General features: G+C 72.4%; 10 protein-coding genes. 3 read left to right on the top strand and 7 right to left on the bottom strand.

The features are described from left to right. Positions 1 to 28: 28 nt before the first annotated feature. Genes ACQVFL_RS28735 through ACQVFL_RS28745 form a run of 3 tightly spaced genes read right to left on the bottom strand, consistent with a single transcriptional unit; the run spans position 29 to position 15186 of the window. On the bottom strand, positions 29 to 14410 hold the full coding sequence (locus tag ACQVFL_RS28735; protein ID WP_431727986.1) for a toxin glutamine deamidase domain-containing protein: 14382 nt from the start codon (positions 14408 to 14410) through the stop codon (positions 29 to 31). A 45-nt stretch (positions 14411 to 14455) separates the two neighbouring features. Beyond that, complete coding sequence (locus tag ACQVFL_RS28740; RefSeq protein ID WP_396698210.1) at positions 14456 to 14797, bottom strand: hypothetical protein; 342 nt, start codon at positions 14795 to 14797, stop codon at positions 14456 to 14458. After that, entirely contained in the window at positions 14794 to 15186 is a 393-nt protein-coding gene (locus ACQVFL_RS28745; protein ID WP_350699159.1) for a YbaB/EbfC family nucleoid-associated protein, read from the bottom strand. The genes ACQVFL_RS28740 and ACQVFL_RS28745 overlap by 4 nt, the downstream gene beginning before the upstream one ends. A gap of 177 nt (positions 15187 to 15363) precedes the next feature. On the opposite strand from ACQVFL_RS28745, the gene mycP reads away from it, so the two are divergent. After that, positions 15364 to 16662, top strand: coding sequence for a type VII secretion-associated serine protease mycosin (gene mycP, locus ACQVFL_RS28750; RefSeq protein ID WP_431727987.1), 1299 nt, complete (start codon positions 15364 to 15366; stop codon positions 16660 to 16662). 87 nt (positions 16663 to 16749) lie between these two features. Here mycP and ACQVFL_RS28755 read toward each other — a convergent pair whose 3' ends face one another. The 3 genes from ACQVFL_RS28755 to eccB all read right to left on the bottom strand — a co-directional run bounded on the left by ACQVFL_RS28755 (position 16750) and on the right by eccB (position 18970). After that, the gene (locus ACQVFL_RS28755; RefSeq protein WP_350699140.1) at positions 16750 to 17040 is read right to left on the bottom strand and encodes a WXG100 family type VII secretion target; all 291 of its coding nucleotides are present in this window, start codon (positions 17038 to 17040) and stop codon (positions 16750 to 16752) included. A gap of 14 nt (positions 17041 to 17054) precedes the next feature. Beyond that, entirely contained in the window at positions 17055 to 17384 is a 330-nt protein-coding gene (locus ACQVFL_RS28760) for a WXG100 family type VII secretion target (RefSeq protein WP_131057127.1), read from the bottom strand. A 158-nt stretch (positions 17385 to 17542) separates the two neighbouring features. Continuing rightward, positions 17543 to 18970: a type VII secretion protein EccB gene (eccB, locus tag ACQVFL_RS28765; RefSeq protein ID WP_396698204.1), complete on the bottom strand. Its 1428-nt coding sequence runs from the start codon at positions 18968 to 18970 to the stop codon at positions 17543 to 17545. Positions 18971 to 19114: 144 nt separating this feature from the next. Between eccB and ACQVFL_RS28770 the strand changes: the two genes are divergently transcribed. Then, entirely contained in the window at positions 19115 to 19867 is a 753-nt protein-coding gene (locus ACQVFL_RS28770; protein ID WP_431727988.1) for an SUKH-3 domain-containing protein, read from the top strand. 3 nt (positions 19868 to 19870) lie between these two features. Here the strand turns inward: ACQVFL_RS28770 and eccD are convergent, their stop codons facing one another. Next, positions 19871 to 21259, bottom strand: coding sequence for a type VII secretion integral membrane protein EccD (gene eccD, locus ACQVFL_RS28775; RefSeq protein WP_396698200.1), 1389 nt, complete (start codon positions 21257 to 21259; stop codon positions 19871 to 19873). 168 nt (positions 21260 to 21427) lie between these two features. Here eccD and eccCa point away from each other — a divergent pair, with 168 nt between their 5' ends. Beyond that, the gene (eccCa, locus tag ACQVFL_RS28780) at positions 21428 to 25390 is read left to right on the top strand and encodes a type VII secretion protein EccCa (protein WP_396698198.1); all 3963 of its coding nucleotides are present in this window, start codon (positions 21428 to 21430) and stop codon (positions 25388 to 25390) included. The last annotated feature ends 11 nt before the right edge of the window (positions 25391 to 25401 follow it).

The raw sequence follows: 25401 nt of genomic DNA on the forward strand, positions 1-25401 counted from the left end.
CGTTCTCCCTGTCCTGTCGTCGGCATCGTCAGCCGTTCACCATGTCGTGCAGCACGGACTCCTCAGGGAGCCTGAAGCCGAGCACCTCCTGCGCGATCTGTTCGGCCGCCTCCCGACTGACAGGCATCGATCCACCTACGCCGGGTTGTCGACCGTCGGCGCTCCAGTGGGCCGTACGTTGCCCGTGCCCGGAGGAGACGACCACGAGCAGACCATTCACCGTACCGTCGGCGCCGAGCAGGGCGAAGTAGCCGACCGTCGTCGGGTGCTCTTCGAGGAAGGTGCGACCGAGCGAATGACGGTGCGAGCGATCCGACTCCCCCTGAGCAGGCACCTTCGGTGCGGGACCAGGCGTGTCTAGCCACGCCGGGGCGGCATCGGTGACGAGCGGGCCGGAGGCTGCTCCGGCTGGCCTGGCCGTGACTGCGGGCGCGATGTCCAGGTGGGCGTAGGAAGCACTCATCAGTTGCAGGAAGTCTCGGATCGGCATCGCCGCCGGATGATCGAAGTCCCACGGATTTCGTAGCGACACGCGACCATCGGCGACCGCAACCACTTCGTACGCGTGGCCGGGGACCAGGCCGAACGGGAGCTGATGACGGACCTCCGCCGGGTAGTCCCGCTTCGGCAACGTGCCGGTGATGACCGGGCTGCCGGAGGCCAGCAGTTCGCCGAGTCGCGCCGCGACCGCAGCCTCCTGTCCTGGCCGGGCGTCGAACGTCGACGAGCGACTGGGAGCACCCGTGAGCTGGGTCAACAGTTGCGCCTGCATCTGCGGGGTGCTTCCGACGTTCAGTCGCGCGTAGCCGGTCGGCGCCGCCTGGTGCGGGTCGTTCGGGCTGTGCCAGAGCAGCCAGCTCGACTGCCACTGCTGGCGTTGCTCCGCGCTCCAGGTCCGGTCGACGGCCGCCAGGGCCTTCTCGATCAGAGAGGCCCAGAACGATCCGTTGATGGACTGGTCGGCGTAGGCCGTCGATCCGGCGGCGACGGATCGCAGAGGTACGTCGGGGGTCACCGTGATGCGCAGTCGGCGCCCCGTGGGGGCCATCGTCCCACCGAGCAGGGTGCTCTCGTGCAGCAGCACGTCGACGGTGCCGTCGGCATTCGTCTGGAAGAGCTGTGCCAGCGCGTCCGGCCGGTGACCGGCGACGGCAGCGATGCTGGCAAGCATTCCGCAGTCACCGAGCATGCCCTGTCGTACCTGGTCACGGCGAGGTGGACCGTCGAAGACCGGTGCCGGTCGCCCGGGCCGGGCATCCATCGGTCGCCCGTACTCGACGGGGCATCGGGGAGCAGGGTCGGGCAGGGCGATCCGGTCGGCGACCACGGTGACCTCGCCGGTGGTCACGGTCGGCGTGGTTTCGATCTCGACCACCGGTTCGGGCGGCATCATCGACCGCAACGCCTCGGTCAGCGCGTTCGGCACCAGCGCCATCCGTCGCGCGTCGGTCTGGTAGTGGAACGAGTGGGTGGTGAGTACGGCCATCGCGGCGCGATTCGTCCCGTAGGTGGCCCGGAACGCGGCGTCGGCGCGGATCCGGTCCTCGGCCAGCAGGGCCTGACGGCCCGCCGGGGTGTCCAGGTCGTACGCGGGTGCCGATGCGCCGAGGGTGAACTCCGGTGCGCCGTCGAGGGTGTACGGGCGCAGGTCGAAACGGCCGGTCAGGTCGACGTAGACGCGTTCGGCGGCGACCCGGTCGGCCAACCGGGGATCGACCTGGCGGATCTGCGCCAGCAGGCTCGGCGGCAGGCTGATGATCTGTCCGGCCAGGGCGGGCATCCGGGGCAGTGAGGACTGGCTCTGTTCCCCGTGCACAGCCAACTCGCGCCGCTTGGTGGCCAGTTCGTCCGCCGTCGGAGAGCGCAGGTCCGGCGCGAGTCGGCCCCGATAGTCGATCGCCCGGAACCGGTCCGCCTCGGCCTGGTCGGGACGGTACCCGAGAGCGTCCGCCACCGTCTCCGGTGTGACCGTCGGTGTGCTCAGCGTCATCACGTGGTGCCAGACATCACGGGAGAGGACCGCCAGGCGTGCGCCTGCGTCCGGCGTACCCCACCGCAGGCCCAGATGCTCGACCAGCGCGTCGATCTCGGCGCGGAGGGCCACCCGGGCGGCGGGTTCGGCCTGCGCGTACCAGGCGGCCATCAGGCGCAGTTCGGCCAGCCGTCCCCGGTCGGCGGCGGTGAGCCCGGCCGGGTCGATCGGTCCGTCGACGGTGTCCTGGGCGAAGAGGCCGACCTGGGCGTCGCCGGTCTCGTGCCGGGCCACCAGTTCGGCGGTCTCGTGCGCCAGCGCACGGTCGACCGCGCTGTCGGCGGCCCGGTCGGAGACGGTCAGGGTGAAGGTGCCGTCTAGGTTGCGGATCGTCTGGGCCACCGTGTCCGTGGGCAGCGCGTCGGTCCTGACCCGGACCCGCAGGGGATCCAGGCCGTCGGCCCGCACCTCGAAGACGTCCGGTCCGACGGCGACGACCTGGGTCGCGCCGATCGATTCGGCGAGGGTGGGCAGCACCAGCCGGGCCCGGTCCAGGACCGCCGTGGGGTCGGCATCCGGTCGGCCGTGACCGTGGAATCCGGAGTCCGGCAGCGCCGTGACCGTGCTGCGGGCCAGTTCGACGTGCGCGTAGGTGGGGCTCATCAGGTCGAGGAAGTCGCGCATCGGCATCGGCGCGGGGTGACTGTCGTTCCACGGGTTGCGCAGCCGTACCTCGCCGTCGGTCACCGACACGACCTCGTACGCATGCCCGGCGTAGAGCCCGTGGGGCGGCCTGCCGTGCTCGTACGACTCGTAACTCTTGGCGGGGCACGTTCCGGTGATCACCGGACTGCCGGCGGCAAGCAGGTCGGCCAGTCGGGTCTCGGCGTCGGCCTCCCGTCCCGGTGTCGGGTCGAGCCGGTCCACCGTGGTCGGCAGTCCGGTGAGCTGGCTGAGCAGTTCCGCCTGCACAGAGCGGTCACTGCCGCTGCCCAGCCGGGCGTAGCCGAGGGGCGCGGCCTGGGCGGCATCGACGCCGGGCCGGGCGCTCCACCGTCGCTGCCACTGGTCGTGGCGCTGTGCGGTCCAGGTGCGGTCGACCGCCGCGATCGCCTTCTCCAGCAAGGAGGCCCAGGACGTGCCGACCGTCGACTGGTCGGCGTACGCACTGCGTCCGTCGGCGGACGCGTGCACGGGCACGTCCGGGAGGACGGTGACCCGTAGCGTGCGTCCGGTGGGGGTGACCGTGTCGCCCGGCCCGTCGGTCTCGTGCAGCAGCACGTTCACCGAGCCGTCCGGGTTCGGCTGGAACATCCGCGCGACGGTGTCCGGCAGGTGACCGGCGACCGCGCCGATCACGGCGATCATCCCGCAGTCACCGAGCCCGCCCTGCTGCACGTCCTCCCGTTTCGGCGGACCGTCGAACAGTGGCGCCGGTTGGCCGGTGCGGGCATCGCGCGGCGAGCCGTAGACCGGTCCGCCGCCGACCTTGTCGAGCGGGAGCGTCACCCGGTCCGCGGTGACCGAGAGGTCCCCGGTCGGCTCCTGGGTCGGGATGGTCTCGGCGGCGACGACGCTGTCCCGTGGCACGGGGGTGATGGCGCGCAGCGCCTCGGTCAGGACGTCGGGCACCAGCCCCATCCACCGGGCCGTACCGTGGTAGTGGAACTCGTGGTCGGCGAGCAGGGCGGCGGCCTGGTCGCCGCGCAGCGCCCGCAGGGCGGTGTGGGCGCGTTGCCGGTCCTCGTGCAGTTGGGCCCGCCGACCGGACTCGGTGGCCAGGTCGAACACCGGCCGGGCAGCGCCGAGGTCGATCTCCGGACCGCCGTCCACCATGTACGGGCGCAGGTCGTAACGGCCCGCCGTGTCGACGTAGACGCCGTCGCGGGCGAGCCGGTCGGCGAGGTCGGGATCGACGGCCCGGATCCGTGCGATCTGTCCGGGGCGCAGGCCGAGGATCTGTCCCGCGAAGGACGGCATGCGGGGCAGCCCGCTCTGGGTCCGCTCGGCCTCCACGGCGAGTTCCCGCAGCCGTGCCTCCAGGTCCGCCTGCTGCGGCACCTGGAAGTCCGGTGCCAGTTGCGCCCGGTAGTCGAACATCCGGACCCGCTCGACCTCGTTGAGGGTCGGCGCGCCCGCCAGCACCGCCGACACCGTGTCCGGAGTGAGGGCGGGCAGGCTGAGCTGCACCAGGTGGGCGAGCACGTCACCGGGGAGCAGCGCCCACCGGTCCCGGACGTCCGGGTCGCCCACCCGTAGGCCGAGGTGGGCGGCGAGGGCGTCGATCTCGGTACGCAGCGCGACCCGGCCGGCCGGGTCGGCGTCGGCGTACGCGGCGGCGAGCAGCCGGATCTCGGCCATCCGACCGCGGTCGTGGGCGCTGAGCCCGGCCGGGTCGATCCGGCCGTCCACGTTGCCCGGGTCCAGTGGCCCGACGAGCGCCTGCCCGGTCTCGTGCAGGGCCACCAACTCGGCCACCTCGTGCGCGAGCGCCCGCGCCACGACCTGGTCGACGGCCCGGTCGGACACGGTGACGGTGAAGGTCCCGTCGGGCTCGCGGGTCGACTGGGCGACCACGCCGTCGGTCATCGGGCCGGTGGTGAGGCGCACCGTCAGCGGGTACTGCCCGGCCGCACGGATCTCGAACAGGTCCGGACCGACCTGCACCACGGCGTCCACCTGCGCGTACGGCGCGATCTGTGGCAGGGCGGCCCGCGCCAGGTCGAGTACGGCCGCCGGGTCGGCGGTCGGACGGCCCAGTCCGTGGAACCCGGAGTTCGGTACGGGGGCCGCGGTGATCCGGCCCGAGTCCGGGTCGGTTCCCCCGTCCGACCGACCGGCAGTCCGGTCCGGGGGGTTCGGGTCGGCGGTCGGGTCCGGCGTGGTCGGGTCGGGTGAGTTCGGGTCCGGCGTGGTCGGGTCGGTGGAGCGCGGGAAGGCACCGAAGAGACGCCCGAGCACGCCGTTGCGCTGCTGTGCCCCGGCCAGGCGCTCGGTGAGCCGGTCGGCCGCCGACTCGGCCGCGTCGAGCCGGGCCTCCAGGTCGGCGGTCGCCTGTTCGAGTTCCCGCACCGGTTCCTGCAACCGGTCGACGACCTGGTCCACCCGGTCGGCCGCCGACCGGGCGTCGCTCCGGGCGTCGAACCGGGTCCGGACGTCGTCGGCCGCGAGGCTGGCACGTTTCGCATACCACTTGGCGGCGCCGATCACCGGGACGGCGGCGAGCGCGGCGACCGGGATGATCGGGGCGAGCGGACTCGACAGGGCGACCGCGATCGCGGTACCTCCCACGGCGGCCAGGCCGGTCGTGGCGACGCTGGCACCCAGGTACGCCTTGAGGCTCGGCACGCCCGGCGGACGGTCGACGCCCCGCTGCTCGGCGCGCAGCGTCCGGAGCCGGACCGACCGGCTGGCCCGGTCGCCGCCGTAGTCGACGACCACCTGGCGCGCCTCGGGTGGCAACTGGGCCAGCCGCTCCGCCCGGCCGAACATGCCCTCGCGCAGACCGAGTCGGTCGATGACCGCGTACAGCTCGCGCAGGGCGGGCTTGAGGGACATCTTGTCGGCGTTGCGTACGTGGCTCTGGGCGACCTGTAGTTCCCACGAGTCGGCCCGGCTGAGGACATCCCGACCCTCGGTCGTGGCGGTGTCGCCGTCGCGGGAGGTCGACGGGGCCGGTGCCGGTGGTCCGGTCTCCGAACGGCGCGCCGCCAGCCGGTCGACCGCCGACGTGACCCGGTCGAGGTTCGCCACCGCCACCCGGAGCCGGCGGGCCGCGTCGGTGACGACGACCTCGGTCGGTGCGGCGAGCCGGTCCACCCGTGCCGACGAGTCCGCCGCCGGGTTCGGATGATCCAGGTCCCACTTGCGGCGGGCGTCCTTGACGCTGGTCTCCATCCTTTTCAGCGCCAGGTCGCGTACCGGGCCGAGGACGCCACCGGCCGCCATGTTCAACGGTCCCGCACCGGCCGCGACCTGGACGACGCCCGCCAGACCGACGGTGGTGGCAGCCTGCACCAACGGCCCGGGTGTCTGTTCCACCGCGTACACAGCGGCGTTCGGCACGTTGCTCGGCCGGGCGTCGCTGTCCGTGGCGTCGGCCGGCCGACCGACGAAGATCCGTGCCATCCGGTCGGCCAGCAGCCGACGGCCGTGGCGCTCCGCGACCTCGCGCAGCTCGGCCGGCAGGTGCTCACGTCGCTGCTCCGCCCCGGGAGTGCCGTCGCGCAGGCCGAGCTGGTTGAGCAACGCCCGCAGGTGACGGGCGTGCCGGATCCGGGTCGGACCGCTGGCGGCGTCGTGCCGGGCGGCAAGCTCGGCGAGCTGCCCGAGTGCCGCCGCGTCGCCGGGATCGCGGGTGCCGGTCGACGGGTCAGCGGTGGTCGACACCTCACCCGCCGGGTCGCGGCCGGGTCGGGCCGGCGACGTGACGTCGGGGGCGGTGAGCCCCGCCCATGCCGGGTCGCCGAAGAGCAGCCGCCGGAACGAGTCGGCGGCTCCCGTGCGGCGGCGTGACTCGGCCAGCCGCCGATTCAGGTCGGCCACCCGCTGTTCCAGGTCGACGGCGCGGCGGAAGACGTCGGCGACCCGGTCGGTCACCAGGTCGACCGGGCCGGTCACGGCCTCGGTGAGCTGGCTGAGCTGGACGTCGGCCGGCATCGCCGGGTGCTCCGTGTCCCAGGTGTCGCGGGCGTCCTTGGCCGCCGCCTCCCGGCGGGCCATGATCGGGTCGACCACAGCCCCGCTGGCCATGGCGGTCAGACCGGCGGTGATCGCGAACCAACCCAGCCGGAGCTGACCGATCAGGTCACCGACGACGGCGATGCTGCCCGCGGCGAACACGCTCGGCGTGTTCTCCACGGTGCCCATCCACCAGGGCGCCACCTTGCCGGGCCGGTCCCCTTCGGCCGGTCGCCCGTCCACGACCGCCGCCAGCCGGTGCCGCACCGTCGTCGTCCGGGTACCGCCGAAGCGGTCCGCCATCGACCGGAGGTCGTCCGGCAACAGCTCCCGGCGCTGCGCGACGCCAGGCGTGTTCTGCCGCAGACCGAGTGCGTCGAGCAGGGCCCGGATCTCGCGGGTCACCCGGGGACGGGCGAACGTCGACGCGGCGTCACGTTGCGCGGCGAGAGCCCGCAACTCGGCGAGCCGCCCCTGTTCGTGCGGGGTGAGGCCGACCGGGTCGGGAGACGCCGCCGTCGCGGCCGGGCCGCCGGGCCGGTTGGTGGTAGGTGCCGGGGCGGTGCCCGCCGACGGGACGGGGTCCGGCGGGGCGAAGCGGCGCGGCCGGCCGATCAGTCGACGGCGGCGCTCCCCGGCGTCGAGCCGCTGTCCGAGCGCCTCGACCCGGCTCTCCAGGCCGGCCGTCGCCGAGTCGGCCGCCCGGGTCGGGGGACCCACGTCGTCGGCCCGGCCGGCGACCTCGCGGCCCGTGCTGACGTCGGAGTCGGCGGCGGAGCGGGCGTCCTGACGTGCGTCGTACCGGGCCCGGCGGTCCTCGGCTGCCAGACCGACCCGCTTCGCCAGCCATTTCGCCGGGCCGGTGGCGACCGCGCCGATCGCCCCGCCGACACCGAGCATCAACGCCAGCTCCGGTCGACCGGCGTCCACGGTCAGCTTCACGGCCAACGCGGCGAGCAGCGAGTTGGTGGCGAAGTGGGTGATCACATAGGTACGCAGCCGGGGCAGACCGGTCGGACGGGGATCACTGGTCGGCGCGGCGGGCAGGCGGTCCAGCGCCCTGACCCGGCGGTCGGTGTACCAGTCCGGGTACACCTCGGTCAGGGAGGTCCGTGTCGCATCCGGCACTCCGGCGAGGCGCTGCTCCGCGCCGAGCATGCCGTCCCGCAGGCCCAGCCGGTCGACCACCGCGGCCAGTTCGCGTCGGGCCGCGCCCAGCGACCAGCGGTCGGCGACGGCGACCTGGTGTGCGGCGGTCCGCAACTCGGCGAGATCGGCGGGCGAGAGCGGGGCGACCGTCGGTGCCCCCGGATCCACCGGCCGCCCGAGGGCCGCCAACTCGGCCACCTCGTGCGCCAGCGCCCGCTCGACCACCCGGTCGACGGACTGGTCGGAAACCGTCACCACGGCGACGCCGTCGTTGCCGAAGCGGCCGGTCGCCACCGCACCGTCCGCCACCGGTCCACTGGTCAGACGGAGCGTGAACGTGCTGCCGTCGGCCCGGGTCACCTGGTAGGTGCCGTCCGGGCGAGCGAGTACCTCGGAGACCCCGGCGTGGGTGGCCACCTGCCCGGCCGCCGCACGAGCCCGGTCCAGGACCGCATCCGGGTCGGGTTCCGCCCGACCCTGGCCGTGGAAGTCGGTGCCGGGCAGCGCACTGGCGGTGATCACCGTGCCGGGGCGGTCGCCGTTCGCCCGGGCGTCGCCGACCTCGGTCCGGTCGGCCGCTCCGGTCAGGCTGTCGGTTCCACCTCGGGCCACACCTGCCGGCCCTTGGTCCGTCCCTCGCGTCGCGCCCGGGCGTACTCCTGCATGACCCGCCGGGGCGGCAGGCTGGGATGAACGGTGATCACTCCCGAGCGGTCGATGATGTAGCTCCCCTGGCCCACGTGCGTCCCCGAGGCCCGGTCCTGCTCCGAGAGCCTCTCCCGGGCCAGCCAGCCGTACTCGAACTCCCGGAGCACGATCGGATTCCGGGTCGCCAGGAGACGGCTGATCAGTGTCAGTGCCTCGTCCTCGGTCAACTCGCCCCTCTCCGTCAGGCATCATCATCGCCCAGAGGGCATGGGTTTCCCGGATGTCCGCGGCCGGTATGTCCGCCGACGTCGTCCCGCTCTGCGGATCCCACCACACCGGTGCATCGGCATCGACCGGGAAGACGATCACGAACGCGTGGGCACCGTCGATGTCCAACTGGCCGCTGGCGTCCAGGACGGGCTGCCCGGCGGAGTCGACGTACAGCCAGTCGGCCACCACCAGCGCCGACGCTCCGGGCCCGGCCTCCGCCACCCGCCGGTAGAGATCGGCGTACTGGTCGGCGACCGCCTCGGTACGGGCCGCCAGGTCGGTGGGCAGGTTGTCCTGCCCACCGATCCACTCCCCGCCGATCCACGCCTCGGCGCGCTGCAGGCCGCCCCGCTCACCGGAGACCAGGTCGATCGCGCCGTCGTCGGCGCGGTCCGCCCAGCGGGGCATCGACACCTGCGGGTCGCCGTGGAAGCTGGCCAGGGCCGCCAGGGACGCGTCGAGACAGTTGTTGGCCCGGCCCGGCTGCGCCGGCCCGCCGTCGTTGACCAACCGGCCGTACGGGTGCGTGGACGGGTCGGCGAAGACCGCGTACCCCTCCGGCGTGGCCAGGCTCGCGGCCAGGTCGTCCTGGTATCGCGGGTCCTCCAGGGGTGCCAGCTCGTTCGGTCCGTACCGCCGGCTCTGCGGCAACGACGGCGCGGGACCGACGTCGGTCAGGCCGTCGGGTCTTCCGTCGGCCAGACCTGGCGGCCGGTGATCCGGCCCTCCCGGCGGGCCGTCGTGTACCGCTTCACGACCAACGGTGGCGGCAGGCTGGGATGCGCGGTCACCACTCCCGTCCGGTCGATGATGAAGACCCCCTGGCCCATCTGTCGGCCCTGGGACCGCTGCTGCGGGGAGAGCGTCTCCTGGGCTGCCCAGCCGAACTCGAACGGGAAGACCGCCACCGGGTTGTCCGTCCCGAGCAGCCGAGTCATCAACTGCTGGACTTCCTCCCTGCTCATCGGCATAGCCGGGATGCACCTCCATCGACCACAGGTTGTGCGTCAGTCCAACATAGTCGCCCGGGAGCGGGCCGGTGGTGGTGCTGGCGAACAGCGGGTCCCACCACACCGGCCCGTCCGCGCCGTCCGGGTGCACCAGCAGGAAGGCATGCTGGGCCGCCGGCTGGGTGTGGCCGTCCGCGTCGAGCAGCGGAGCGGCGTTCTCGTCGAACTGCACCCAGTCCACCACGACCACCGCCGCCGCGCCCGGCCCCGCGTCGCGGACGCTCTGGTACAGCTCCGCGTACCGGTCGGCCATCGCCTCGGCCCGCTCGGCGGGGGTACCGGGCATCGCGTCGTTGGCACCGTCACCGACCCAGTCGCCACCGATCCAACTCGCGATCCGGTCGACGCCCGCCAGCTCGCCCAACTCGGTCTCGATCGAGCCGTCGTCGAGCCGATCCGGCCAGCGCGGATGGGACACCTGTGGATCACCGTAGAAGCTGGCCAGCGCGGCGAGCGTGGAGTCGACGCAGTTGTTGCTCCGCCCCGGCTGGTCCGGTCCACCGTCGTTGATCAGCCGCCCGTACGGGTGCGTGGCCGGATCGGCGAACACCGCGTACCCGTCGGGGGTCCGGAGGCTGTCCGCGACGTCGTCCTGATAGCGCGGATCCTCCAGCGGCGCCAACTGCTCCGGCCCGTACTGCCGGGTGTCCGGCATCGGCCAACCCTGCATGTCGGGCCAGATCGCGGCGTTCGGATCAGCGAACCGCAGGTCGACCAGCGACGCCGGATCAGTGCTCTGCTCGATCCTCGGCCCGTCGTCCGACGCGGTCGAATCCGGCGGCAGGAACGCGCTCGTGACGCCGTCGGCCTGCGCCGGACGGACCGGGTCGCCCTCGGCGTCCAGAACGATGGCCCAGACGTCACCCACCCGTCCGCCGTGCAACGGGTCGGTGTCGGAGAGGGCTGCATGCTGGCCGTCGATCCAGATGATCGTGCCCTCGTGGTTCACGGCGTTCCAGGTGTGCGCCCGGCCGCTGTCACCTGGCCAACTGCCAACGACGAGTGCGGCGGCACCAGGACCAGCGGCACGGAGCGCCTCGGCGACCGTGTCCAACGCGGAGGCACCACTGCCCTGGTGGCCGAAGGTCGCCTGGAGTGCCTGTTCCTGCCGGGCCGTGCTGCCCCGCTCCACCTGGCTGGCAGCGACAGCCGCCACCTCGGGCCGGCCGTACCAGGTCGACAGAACGGAGAGACCGACGTCGGCGCAGTTCGTGTCGCGTCCAGGGGTGACCGGTCCGCCATCGTTGACCAGTCCGGCCCATGATCCGGAGCGGGGATCCGGATGGACCGCCGGGCGTCCGGTCCCCGCGTCCCGAGGGACGGCCGCATCGAGCGCCGCCTGGTCGGCCGGGTCCGGAGCCACCAGGCCCTCAGGCTGCCCGTACGGACGGTTGTTACTCAGAGGCAGACCGTTGCCCACCACCCCGGCCACGGGCGGCTGGTAGACGGAGAGGTCACGGTCCGGGTCCGTGATCGGGTCGATGTTGAACTGCGGCAGGAAATGGGCACAGCTCCGACATGGCGGGCGGTAGTGCCCGAGGTCATAGGTGACACCACCCGACCTCGCAGTGGCTATCTGATGCGTGACGATCTTGGCGTTCGCAAAGGCGTCGAGCGCATACGTCTCGAACTGGCCCGGCTGTCCCGCGTCACGCCACTGTTGCTCAAGCCGATAGAGCTGATCAGACACCAAGGCGACTTCGGCGCATTTGCCATGCCCACCACCGATACCCCTACCCAACGCCTCTGCCGTTCGGGCGAGTGCAGCCTGGGCTAGCGGGTGCACGGCAGGCTGGGTGGGCGGTTTGGTGCTCTTGTCAGGGGTCATGCTGGTGTGCGTGGTTATCTCACCGTTAGGCATCAGCAAGGCGCCAGCCATGCCAGGCTGCTTAGCTTTGGAGATCGTGCCGCCCTTGACGTCCAACCGCACTGCCTCAGCCAGAGCCCGCGATGCTTCGACCAGGGTCTGTTCTGCATCCTGACTGGTGGGGTCGCTGACCGACGTCGGGTCCAGATGCCATCCGTAGGTACCGCGGCCGGTCGGTGAGTCCGACCGGCGGAGTGTGTCCGGGTCTACCTGCCCGGTGTTCGACCCAGGCCCGACCGGCCCGACCGGCCCGCTGTTGACGGTGCTTCCGGTGCTGGCCGGCACCGGGACCACGACCGGCCCGTCGGTCTGCGAGACCTGGTCGGTCCGCCCCAGGGCAGGGTCGCCTGTGGTGTCGGGAGCGGTCGGTCCGGTGGTGTCGACGGTGGTGGCTGCCGGGTCGCTGCCCGCTGTCTGGGCCGGCACCGTGGGCGCGGTCGGCACGCCCACGTCCGTCCGGCCCGGCACAGGTCGGTTGTCCGGGCGGCTCGTGGTGTCCTGCCGAGCCGGTACGCCCTGGGCCGGAGTGGCCTGCTGGTTGGGGGCGCTCTGCGGGGGGCCGGCACCGGGCTGGGTGGGGTTGGTCGAGGTCGGGCCGGTGGACGGGGAGAGCGCGACCGATCCCGCCGAGTTCGCGGCGGCCGGATTGACGGTCGGCCCGATCGGAGGCGTACGGTTCGCCGCCGGCTGCGCGGTGGGGTTGGTGGTGCCGGGTTGAGTGGTGGTCGCCGCAGTGTTCGTGCCGGTCGCCGGCGGGCCGGCGGTGGTCGGCGGTGCGGTGTTGGCCGGCGGAGCGGCGTTGGGGCCTGCCACCACCTGAGGACCGGTGGACACCGTTGATCCGGCCGGTGGAGCCGAGTTCGCGGCGGGCGGGACCGTCGCAGCGACGGTGCCCGGCGTCTGAGCGGCCGGCGGCGCGGTGACCGAGGTTCCGGGAAGTACGGCTGGTGGCGTGTCCGCAACGGTGGGATCGGCGCGAACGTCGACAGACCTGGTGTCGGCGAGGCCGCCAGTGGTGGGTGTCTCGGTCACGCTGCGGGCCGGTCCCGCCGTGCTGTCTCCGGGTGTGCTGGTACCCGCTTCCGGCCCCGGAACCGTCACCGGTCCACCGCTGGCCTGATCGGTGGAGCCACTGCCGAGCCGGTCGGCACCGACCGAGTCGGGGGTCGGGGCGGCCTGCCCGTCTGGGACACGCTGCGTAGTGGTGTCGCTGGTGGGTGGGCTTGTCGCGGCGGTGTCGCCGGCAGGCGCCGTGGCCGCACCCTCGACGACGACACCGGCCGGAGTTCCGGTCACGCTGTCCGTCGTGGTCGGAGCACCCGTCGTAGCCGCGTCGGCCGACGGGACCGCCGAGGTGTCGGCCGGCGAGGTGACCACCGTTTCGACGGTCGGCGGCGCAAGGCTGATCGAGCCTGAGCCACTGTCCGGCACGGTGTCTACGGGAGTGGTGTCGATGTTCCCGTCGCCGGGGACGTTCAGCGCACCATCGGCGCCACCGGTGACCGTCGCGCCGGAATCGGCACTGGTGTTGCCGGTGCTGCTTCCCGACGCTCCGTTGGTGGCGGCACCACCGTTGACGCCACCCGTGGCACCGGCTCCGGCAGCGCCGGTGCCCGCGCCGCCGTTGACGCCGCCGACGTTGCCGAGACCGTTGGCGTTGCCGACGTTGAGCGCCGGGTCGATCCCACCCGCCGGAAGGCCGGCGCCCGGGTTGAAATCCGCACCTGTTCGGCCGAGGCCCCAGTTGGTGACGTTCGCACCCACGTTGCCCATGCTGCTGCCGATCATGGTCAACCCGGTGCGGCCGGCGCCGCTGGTGAACCCGCCGAGGAACGCCTCCGCGCCGGGCATGGCCCACTGGCCGTTGACCGTGCCGTTGGCGAGCACGCTGGCCGCAGGGGACACGACCGCGTTCTGCATGCCGGAGGCGAAACTCCTGCTGCCCCAGCGGACCACCCCGCTGCCCGGGAAGGTGAGACCGGAGGGGCTGAACGAGAAGGGCATCCGGGGTGCCAGCCGCCGGCCCGCGAAGCTCATACCGGTGCCGAGCACACCGCCGAACGCGCCGCCCACCCCGGCGGTCAGCGTCCGGTTGCCGTCCCACTGCCGCCGCTCGCCGGTGTGCATCTGGTATGCCTGGGCACCCACATCAATGATCAGCTCTTCGCCGATCTCCTCGACCAGTTCCAGGCCGAGCCGGGTCATCCCCTGCCGGAAGCCCTGGCTGCTGACGATCTGCCCGAGGCGGGTGCCGGCCGTGCGCAGCGCCGTCTGCATGCCGGCGCGGGTGAGCAGCTGCCGACCCATCTGCGCCATCAACCGGCGGAAGGCGACCGTCACGGCCTGCCGTCCGGCCGCCAGGATGCCCGGGATCGCGCCGGCCGACACGCCACCCAGCCATGCCATCAACAGCGCGACGAAGACCGCGATGACGGTGATGAAGACCGCGATGAGCACGGTCAGCTTGGCGTACTCGATCTCCAGAGCGGCCTGGTCGCAGCCGGCGGCATACGCGGCGGCGACCTCCTGCATCAGCGGCAGGCCGGTGTTCGGGTCGACGGCGATCTGGTTCCACAGCCCGCCGAACGCCTCGCCGGCACCGCCGCCCCATGCTTGCAGGATCTTCATGACCGCCGGGTCGGCCTCGCCCAACGCCTCGGTGATCGCGTCCGCCATCACCTGCCAGGCGTCGGCGAGCTCCCGCATCTTGTCTTCGTCGCCGCTGGGCCACGCCTCGCCCGCGCTGACCCAGCAGATGGCGTCCCAGACCCACGCGTACTCGCCCAGCGAGTTCCTGGGATTGGGTACCGCCACCCCGTGCGCCCCTCCGTCCGATGTCGACCGGTGTACGGTCGCCGGCTACTTCTCCTCGCCGCCGAACAGCACGCGGGTCATGTCGTCGACGTCGACGGTGCCCTCGACCGCACCCTTGACGGTCGGGCCCAGCAGCTCCACCACCGGCACCAGACCGTGGCCCATGTCGAGGACCTTCTGTGCCGGCTGGTCGTCGCCGCCGAGGTAGTTCTTGTTGAACTCGTTACCCGGCTCGTCGTCGCCCCAGGGCCGACCGCCGTTGAGGGTCTCGATCGTCGCGGCGGCACTCCGGAAGCGCATGGCCAGCAGGGCACCGGCAGAGCCCAGTTGGTTGGCACCGTCCAGAGCCGCGTCGGGCTTGACGAAGGTCTCGCGCAGCTCGCTCACCGCTTCTCCTCCCCGGGCAGGTCGCTGTCCAACTGTCGGAAGATCCCGTCGAGATCGTGGTCGATGTATGCCTGGAACTGGCTGTCCGGCACGTACGGCTGGAGAAGCTGCTCGACCTCGGCCATGGCCTTCTCACTCGCCCGGCGGATCGTCTCGGTGACGGTGGCGGAGAGCTCCTTGGAATCCGGCCGGCGGTAGATGCGCGGGTCGAACTCGACCTTCGTCACCTGCCCACGGGGCCCGGCGGTCACGGTGACCAGGCCGTCGTCGGAGGTGACCGTGGCCTTCACCGCCTTGATCTTCTGCTGGAGATCGCCCACACCGGAACGCATCCGCTCGAACTGAGCCATCAGTTCGTCGGCCCGCGCGCGTAGCGCCTGTACGTCCATGGCGTGTCCCTCCCCGCGCCCGTCCGGTCCGTCCCTGCCGGCGCACGTCCACGTCTCACCCGCGCCTCGGGCGTGGCGACTCGACCATACTGAATGGGCGCGACATCGGGGTGGTCGGTCTGCGGCCGAGCGTCGTTAGGATGCACCGGCACCCGTCGACGGGGAGGTGGGCAGGCAATGTTCCGTGACCGTCCGATAGCGGCGTTTGCCCTCGTGGGAGCCGTCCTGGCCACGATGGTGACCGCGCCTGTCCCCACCCCGGCCCGGGCCGATCCGACGATTTGCCAGAATCCGAGCGATCCGGGAGAGATGAACATCGAGACCCCGTGGCACCAACGGTGGTTGGCGCCGCAGCGGGTCTGGCCGTTCAGCACCGGTGCGCGGGTGAAGGTCGCGGTGATCGACTCCGGCACGGACAGCACCCATCCCCAGATGACCGGACGGGTGGCCACCGGATTCGACGCGTTGCGCGGCGCACCGGGCGGCAATGTGGACTGTGTGTCCCACGGCACCGCCGTGGCCAGCATCATCGCGGCCGGTCGGATGGAGGGGGTCGGGTTCTACGGCCTGGCTCCGGACGCCACGATCGTGCCGATCCGGGTCAGCGAGCGCAACGCCAACGAGCAGCCGGGAACCGGCGGTGAGACCGTCACCGGCGCGGTCTTCGCCGAGGCGATCCGGCGGGCGGTCGACGAGGGTGCCAAGGTCGTCAACATGTCGGTGACGCTCTACTACTACGACAAGGACGTCGAACAGGCCGTCAAGTACGCGGTGGATCGGGACGTCGTACTGGTGGCCGCCGCCGGCAACCAGCATCAGGACGGCGCCCGTCCCGACCCGGTGCCGTACCCGGCCGAATTCGACGGGGTGATCGGCGTGGGCGCCGTCGACCAGAACGGGGCCCGGATCAGGCAGTCCCAGATCGGACCGTACGTGGACGTCGTCGCGCCGGGCGGGGCGGTGGTGGCCGCCACCCGCGTGTTCGGGCACAGCGTCTGGGACGGCACCAGCTTCGCCGCTCCGATGGTGAGCGCCACCGCCGCGCTGATCCGTGCGGCCGAGCCGAACCTGTCGGCCAAGGAGGTCACCCGGCGGATCCTGGCCACCGCCGATCCGGCGCGGGGTGACGCCGAAGCCGGCTACGGCAGTGGGGTGGTCAATCCGTACCGCGCCGTCACCGAGCGGCTGACCACCGCGTCACCGGTCCCTCAGCAACCGCTGCCCGACGTGCCGTACGACGCCGCAGCGGCGGCCCGTGCCGAGCGGTGGGCGGCCTTCGGCCGGTGGGCGCTCTGGGTCGGCCTGCCGCTGGCGGTGCTCGCGGTCGGTGTGGCGGTGTTGGCGACGTTGCTACCGCGCGGGCGACGCACCAGGTGGCAGCCCGCCCGGCCGTCCGCCCCACCCGCCCCGACCCCCGAGGTCGACGAGCCCGAGGAGGCGTTCTTCCGGGTGCCGACGTCGACGACACGCGGCTGACCAGCACGGCGGTGTTCCCAGGGCTACGGTGAGACGCCGACGGCCCGGCACAGAGCCGGGCCGTCGAGGTGTCTCTCGGTGGCGGGGTCAGCCGCCGAACTTCTGCCGGTTCGCCGCCTCGCGGGCCTGCATCTTGCCCGCCGACTCGCGCAGCGCGCGCTCGATCCGGGTGAGCAGGTCACGCAGGTCGTTGGCGGCCGACTCCCACTCGCCCTGCCGCTGGAAGTACGCCTCGCGGGCATCGCCGTCCCAGGTGGCGAGCAGCGGGGCGATGCCGGACTTGAGCCCGTCCAGCTCGCTGGTCATGTTCCGGACCGCACCACCGCAACTGTCCGCCGCCGCGTTCAGACCGGCGAAGTTGTACCGAATCTCCGTCATGACTTGTCTCCCCGTCAGAGCTTCAGTGCCGCGGTGATCTGGCCGGCGGTCGCTCCCGCGCCTTCCATGTCCGACCGGATCTCCTCGTCGCTGACGTCGTAGTCCTTACCGGCCGATCCCACGGCCTCGGCGATCGCGCGAAGCGCGACGTTGAGCCGGGCCATGTCCTGGTCGAACCGCTCACGGACCTGGTGGAAGGAACCCGCGCCAGCCCCCTTCCACTGGTCGTACAGCGGAGCGAGCTGGTCCATCAGCGAGTTGAGGTTGCCGGTGAGCCGGTCGGCGACGGCATCGACGTCACCCTCGGTCTTCAGCATCAAGCCGGTGTCGGTATTCATCGACATGGCGGAAGTCACCCCCGTCCTCGTTCGATCGCCCCGCGTCACCGGGGGCGGCCTGTCAGTCGGCGCTCACGCACCATCGTCGTACGAACGGTAACGGGTCGTGTCCAGTCGACGCTAGACCGGAAGCCCGGCCCACCCTTCCATTGTGGCTGGTCGGGTCACTCCGGGTCGAGTGCGCGCTTGGCGGTCGCCGGGTCCAGGGCGGGGCCGGCGGGCAGCCGGACCACCAGGCTCGCCGGCAGGCGCACCGGCTGCACGCCGGAGTAGCCGAGCATCGCCGCCACCCCCTCGGATGCCAGCGGGTAGCGGTAGCCGATGTCGGTGACGAGGTTGAGGGTGCCGGTCCGCTGGTCCGGCGAGGGCACGGCGTCGACCAGGACGCCGAAGCCGGGTGCGATCACCACCCGGTCGGCCAGTGGGACTCCGTCACCGGTCTGCTCCCCCGTCCGCACCGGCTCGCGTACCGGTTGCACCTGGGCGTCGAGCAGCACCGTCGGCTCGTCCTGGTCCGGCTGGTACGCGGCGCAGACGGCCGGTTGGTCACCGGTCAGTCGGGCGATGACGGGCCGCTGTTCGGGGGCGCGGTGCCGCCCCTGGGCCGGCGCCTCACCCTTCGGCGCGGCGGCGGCGGTGCCGGCGGCGAGTTCGAGTGCCCGGGGCTCCGAGGAGTCCGGGTACGCCGCGCGGGTCTCCGGGTCGGCCAGCACCACGTCCGCCTGCACCGGGGTCAGCGGCACGAGTCGGTTCCGCTCGGCCAGGTAGTGCTGACGCGTGGCGTTCTGGCTCTCCACCACGAAGACCTGGCCGACCCGGGCGTTCGACAAGGCGGACGAGGCCGCACCCCGGTCGGCGACCCGGCGGGGCGCGATCGGCTCTCCGGCGGGCAACGCGTTCAGCCAGGCGCCGCCGACCTCCACCACCGGTTCACCACCCAGGGTGAGCCCCTCCAGCACGATCTTCTCGTTGCGGATCTCGTACCGGTGGTCACGCCAGACCAGGTGCAGGCGCTCGGTCTTGCGGTCGCGTACCAGCAGCCCCTCGTCGCCGGGCTCGCGCCCGCCCTCGGGTGCCCGGCCCACGGTGAGCACGGTGGTGGCGACGATCCCGCCGGCCGGGTTGCGGGCGGGTTGCGTGCACAGCGTCCACGGTCCGTCCAGGATCCGGTTGGCGGCCGGCAGCGCGTCCGGGGCGAACGGGATGCCGATACGGGGACCACGGGGCGTACCGACCAACGAGTTGCGGGAGACCGACACGGTCGGTGCCGCGGACTCCATGGCCAGCAGGGCGGAGGCGTAGTTGAGCACCGGGTGCAGACGACCCTCCCGGTACAGGTAGCGGGTGCCGGTCTCCTTCTCCAGGATGACCGCGCCGCCCTCCTTCCACTTCGTGGCACCGCCGGGGCGAAGCAGGCCGTAGACGCCGACCGCCCCCAGGAACAGCACCGCCACCATCACGCTGGCGAAACCGGCACCACCGAGCCGACGGAACGGCGCGGACTCCGGGTCGGGCTCACGCGCCACCAGTGCGGAGGTCATCCGTTGCACGAAGAACTGGTACGACTGGACCTGGTCCCGCCGCGACGGCATGGCACCCCTCCCCCTGGCGTACACCGACACGGTCACGTGGGCCGCGCCGCGCGGTGCCTACCATATGCAGGGTGCCGGGGCAGCCGATGCCCGCACCCGGCCCCGCCCGGCGAAACCGAACTCGGCAGTCCGAGGAGTCGTTCGATGATCAGTCGCGAGCAGGCCCTGGCCATCGCACGCCAGTGGGCCTCCGCCGGCCGACCAGGCCCCGAACCTGAGATCGAACTGTACGAGTTCGACCTCGGCTACGTCGCCTGGGAGGTGATGCCGCCACCCCCACCCACCGGCGGCCCCCCCGCCCCTCCGGCGTCCACCGGCTTCCCGAGCGCGGTCATCGACCGGGCGACCGGCGAGGTGTCACGCTGGCGTTCGGTACCTCCCGATCTGGTCGCCGAGGAGTACACCCAGCATCGCGCCGCCGAGGGGCGCTTCCCGCCGGACGTACGGCATGTGCTGGACAAAGCCGGCTGGCGACCGGGCCGCGACGCCACCGCCGCCGTGAACCACTGGATGCGACGCTTCGCCGACGAACTCACCGGACTGGAGTGCTCCCCCGCCGCCCGCGCCGCACTGATCGAGTTCGGCGGCCTGCAACTGCCGCAGTTCGGTGGGCACGGCGAGCCCGGCGGCGGCTACACGAGCTTCATCTTTCCCACGGTCGGTGGCATCGTCACGGACAAGGCACGCGGCTTCTCGGAGGAGTTCGACAATCCGGTCTTCCCGTTCGGGAACAACGAGGACGGACCCTCCGAACTCGTCGTGGACGCACAGGGACGCGTCTTCATGCTCCACTGGGCCGACGACTTCTTCGTCGGACCCGACATCGACACCGCCATCGTCAAACTCATCCGAGGCGGCCCGATGACCGAGGCCAGCGACCTCGACTGGCCGAAGTGAGGGTCAGCCGTTGATGGCGCGCATGAAGGCGTACAGGCCCAGCACGCTGCACGCCACCGGCACGATGGCGAGTTGGAGCAGGATGTCGCACACGTCGCCGAGGCGGGCCAGCCGGGGCGACGGGGGGCGTCGGCTGTAGGCGAGCCCGGCGGCGGCGGCGAGCCCGGCGGCGACCAGGGCCACCGGCAGCACCGCCAGCACCCGGGCGGCGGTCGACGCGTCGGCCGCACCGACCAGCGGCAGCAGGCCCAGACCGGCCAGACCGGCGGCGAGCATCGGCACCCGGTGCCGGACCGTCGTCACCAGCCGGGCCCGCAGCAGGTAACCGAGCGAGATCACTCCGGCCAGCAGCATGGCGGCGACGGCGCCGGTGGCGGTGAGCACGATCAGGCAACTGACGGTGATGACGAAGGCACCGAAGATCATGCCGGTGAGCACCTCGTCGGCGCGGGCGGTGGCCTGGTAGACGATTTCCCGTTTGGGCTGCGGCTCGTCGCGCAGCAGGTCCTCGGCGGTACGCGGCAGTGCCGGCATCGGCATCTTGCCGAGCCGTACGGACAGCAGTGGCATCGCCGGCAGTAGGAGGGCCACCGCGCTGACCACGACGGCGGTGCCCTGGGCGGCGTCCATCGAGCCGAAGGCGAGCAGCCCGCCGACCATGCCCCAGAATCCGACGAAGACGGCGGCGACGAAGACCCGGGTCGCATCGCCGACGCCGAGCAGACCGAGCAGGCCGGAGAGCAGCAGCACGGCGGAGCCGAGCAGCACGTGTGGCGCGCCCAGCGCCCAGACCGACTCGCCGGAGCCGATCACCAGTACGCCGCCGACGAAGGCGTAGGGCAACCCGGCCGCGGCGACGACCGCTCCGGCCAGGGAGTCGGCCATCGCCCGGGACAGCACGATCCCGCCGGCCAGCAGCACCACGGCCGTGCCGAGCGCGACCGCGCCACCGAGCCAGCCGGGTTCGGTGGAGGTGACGATCACGACCAGGCCGAGCAGAAGCAGTACGCCCGCCACGATCAGGCCGGTCAGTCGGGTCGCGAACGGGGTCCAGGCGACGCCGCGACGTCGGGCACCGTCGGCGACGGCCTCCATCAGGTCGTCGTACGCCAGTTCCGGCCACTCGGTGCGGCGCGGCACCAGGTGCAGCGTCTCGCCGTCGCGGATGCTCTGGGCGGCGAGCGTCCGGGTCAGGTCGACGGCGCTGCCGTCGCTGCGCCGGAGCATCCACCCGCCGTGGCCGGTGCCGTCCGACGGTTCCTCGTCGGCCTGCCGCAGTACCGCAGGCATCAGCCCGACGAGCGGCAGATGCTCGGGCAGCGCGAGGTCCAGCCGTCGGTGCGGGGCGACGACGGCGATGCGCGCGAGTCCGGTTCCGGCCTGGGTGACCACTGACGACCCCTCGGTACGAGGAGCGGGCCGATGGGCCCGCGGCTGTCCTGACGGGAGAAGGCTACCTACCATGTGCCGGTGGCGCGGGTGCCGGTTCTCCGCGACCGCCGAGCGCACGGGGGTCGGGCGTACGCAGCACGCCCGCGAGAGGCAACGGAGGTCTGTCACGTGAGCACCGTGGTCGTCAAACGACCGGCGCGGCAGCCGGAGCCCGAGTATCCCTCCGGCGAGGTGCTCCTGGAGGCGCCGCCCGAGGTGCCCGCGCCGACCGGTAAGGCGTGGGGGCAGATGATGATGCTGCTGCCGATGCTCGCCGGTTCGTTCGCGATGGCCCTGATGTTCGCCGGGCGGGGCGGGTCGACCCTCGGGTACGTCACCGGTGGCCTGTTCGGGCTCTCCGCCATCGGCATGCTCGGCTCACAGTTGACCAACAACGCGGGTGGGCCGGGCAAGCAGGAGATGCTCCAGCGCCGCCGGGAGTACATGACGCACCTGTCGCGGCAGCGTCGCCGGGTGCTCAAGACGATCCGCAAGCAGCGCGAGGCGGCCTTCTACCGGCACCCGGACCCGGACATCCTCTGGTCGCTGCCGCTGGGGCAGCGGTTGTGGGAGCGTCGGCGCGGGGACGTGGACTTCGGCACGGTCCGGATCGGGTTGGGTCCGCAGGAGTTGGCCACCCCTCTGGTACCGCCGCCGGCCACGTCGCTGGAGAAACTGGAGCCGATGTGCGCCCTGGCGTTGCGTCGTTTCCTCACCACCTACGGTGAGGTGCCCGACCTGCCGGTGACCATGGCGCTGAACGGGTTCGCCCGGGTACACCTGCGTGGCGACGTCGACGCCGCGCGGGGCATGGTCCGGGCGGTGCTGGCCCAGGCCGCCGCGTTCCACGCACCGGACGACATGTTGATCGCGATCTGTGTGGCACCGGATCGGCGGGCCGAGTGGGAGTGGACCAAGTGGTTGCCGCACGCCCTCCACCCGTCGCGCACCGACGCGTTGGGTCAACTGCGGTTGGTGTCGCCCTCGGTGACCGGCCTGGAGGCGATGCTCGACGACGTACTCGCCAGCCGACCCCGGTTCAACGCCAGCGGCGGCGGTCAGCAGGTCGCCGGACCGCACGTGCTGGTGGTCGTCGACGGCGGTGACACCGCCGGTTCCGACCACCTGATGACCGAGGGCGGGGTGGAGGGGGTGACCCTGCTCGACCTCTCCACTCCGGCGCCGCGACTGCTCGACCGGGCGCGGCTGGTGTTGGAGGTGTCGGCGGACCGCAGGCTGGACAGCGTCACGGTGGACGGGCCGGCGGAGATCGGGCGGGCCGACGACTGCCGACCGGCCGAGGTCGAGGCGCTGGCCATGCAGTTGGCCCCGCTGCGTCTGTCGGCCGCCTCGCGCAGCGGCGGCGACACGCCGCTGACCGGCGAGTTGGGCCTGGCCGACCTGCTCGACATCGGCGACCCGTACGAGTTCGACGTCGACCGGGGCTGGCAGCCGCGACCCAACCGCGACAAGTTGCGGGTGCCGATCGGGATCGGCAGCGACGGCGGGCCGGTCGAGCTGGATCTCAAGGAGTCCGCGCAGGACGGCATGGGGCCGCACGGGCTGCTCATCGGCGCGACCGGGTCCGGCAAGTCCGAGCTGCTGCGGACCCTGGTGCTGGCGCTGGCGGCCACCCACTCGTCGGAGAACCTCAACTTCGTCCTGGTCGACTTCAAGGGTGGCGCCACCTTCACCCGGCTGGACGGGTTGCCGCACACCAGTGCGGTGATCACCAACCTGGCCGACGAGCTGCCGTTGGTGGACCGGATGACCGACTCCATCAACGGCGAGTTGGTCCGCCGCCAGGAACTGCTGCGGTCCGCCGGCAACTACGCCTCGCAGCGCGACTACGAGAAGGCCCGGGCGGCGGGCGCACCGCTGTCGCCGTTGCCGAGCCTGCTCATCATCTGTGACGAGTTCTCCGAGCTGCTCACCGCGAAGCCCGACTTCATCGACATGTTCGTGCAGATCGGCCGGGTCGGCCGGTCGCTCGGTGTGCATCTGCTGCTGGCCAGTCAGCGGTTGGAGGAGGGGCGGCTGCGGGGGCTCGACACCCACCTGTCGTACCGGATCGGTCTGCGGACCTTCTCGGCGATGGAGTCGCGGGTGGTGCTCGGTGCCACCGACGCGTACGAGTTGCCTCGGTCGCCGGGGCACGGCTACCTGCGGTTCGGCACCGAGCCGCTGGTGCGGTTCAAGGCCGCGTACGTCTCCGGCGCGTACCGGAGCAAGACCGCCGCGGCGGTCGCGGCGGGTGACGGCGGGGACCGGGTACGCGAGTACACCACCGCCTACGTCGCCCCGCCGGTGACCCGCACGCCGAAGCCGGAGGAGACGCCGGAGCCGGCCGACGGGGTCGGCGAGAGCGTGCTGGACATCCTGGTCGGGCGGCTCGCCGGCCGGGGCAAGCCGGCCCACCAGGTGTGGTTGCCGCCGTTGGCGGAACCGCCGACGTTGGACCAGTTGCTGCCGCCGTTGACCGCCGACCCGACGCGCGGGGTGACCGTGGCGCACGCCGGTCTGCTGGGCGAGTTGCAGGTGGCGGTGGGCATCGTCGACAAGCCGTTCGAGCAGCGCCGGGACGTGCTCTGGTTCGACCTGGGCGGGGCGGCCGGGCACGCGGTGATCGTCGGTGGTCCGCAGAGCGGCAAGAGCACCCTGCTGCGTACGGTGGTCACCTCGCTGGCCCTGACGCACACCCCTCGGGAGGCCCAGGTGTACTGCCTCGACCTGGGCAGCAGCGCGCTCTCCTCGCTGCGCGAGCTGCCGCACGTCGGGTCGGTGGCGACCCGGCTCGACGCCGGGCTGGTGCGCCGTACGGTGGCCGAGTTGCAGTTGCTGATGGGCGAGCGGGAACGCCGGTTCGCCGAGCGTGGTGTGGACTCGATGTCCGAGTACCGGCGGGCGCGTCGCCACGGGCAGCACGACGACGACCCGTTCGGCGACGTCTTCCTGGTCATCGACGGCTGGGCCACCCTGCGGTCGGAGTTCGAGGATCTCGAACCCACCATCAACGACATCGCCAACCGTGGTCTGTCCTTCGGCATCCACCTGATCGTCACCGCCGGGCGGTGGATGGACCTGCGTCCGGCCGTCCGGGACGTCTTCGGCACGCGCCTGGAGCTGTGGCTGGCCGACGCGAGCGACTCCAACCTGGACCGTCGGGCGGCGATGAACGTGCCGGACAAGTCACCGGGACGCGGTATCACGCCGGACGGCCAGCAGTTCCTCGCGGCGCTGCCCCGCGCCGACGGCGCGCAGGAGGCGGAGACCCTGCCCGAGGGGGCGCGCAAGCTGGTCACCGACCTGGCCGCCGCGTGGCAGGGCCCAGGTGCCGCGCCGATCCGGTTGCTGCCGCCGGTGGTCCCCTACGGCAGCCTGCCGGATACCGGCCGTCCGGGGGTGCCGATCGGTATCGCCGAGGTGGACCTGCGACCGGTGCACCTGGACTTCGCCGCCGATCCGCACTTCATCCTGTTCGGCGACGGCGAGTCGGGCAAGAGCACCTTCCTGCGGGCGCTGGCGCAGACGATCGTCGACCGCAACGAGCTGACCCAGGCGCGGCTGGTCCTCGTCGACTACCGGCGCAGCCTGCTCGGTGACATCGACTCGCCGCACCTGATCGGATACGGCTCGACGGCTCAGGTCACCGAGGGCATCGTGACCGAGGTCGCCGCGGTGATGCGGGACCGGCTGCCCCCGCCGGACATCAGCGCGGAGCGGTTGCGGGCCCGCGACTGGTGGAAGGGCCCCGACCTTTACGTGCTGGTCGACGACTACGACCTGGTGGCGGGGGCGGGCAGTAACCCGCTGACCCCGCTGCTGGAGTTCCTGCCCCAGGCCCGCGACATCGGTCTGCACCTGGTCATCGCCCGACGCACCGGTGGCGCGAGCCGGGCGTTGTACGAGCCGGTGCTGATGCGGCTGCGGGAGATCAGCACGCCGGGCATCGTGATGTCCGGCAACCGGGACGAGGGGGTGCTGCTCGGCACCGTCCGTCCCGGACCGCTGCCACCCGGCCGGGGCTGGCTGGTGTCCCGGCGCGGCGGGACTCGACTGGTGCAACTGGTGCACCTCCCACCGCGCTCCTGAGCCTGGTACGG

Origin of the sequence: Verrucosispora sp. TAA-831 (genome assembly GCF_050780145.1) — a bacterium.
Classification (GTDB): Bacteria; Actinomycetota; Actinomycetes; order Mycobacteriales; family Micromonosporaceae; genus Micromonospora.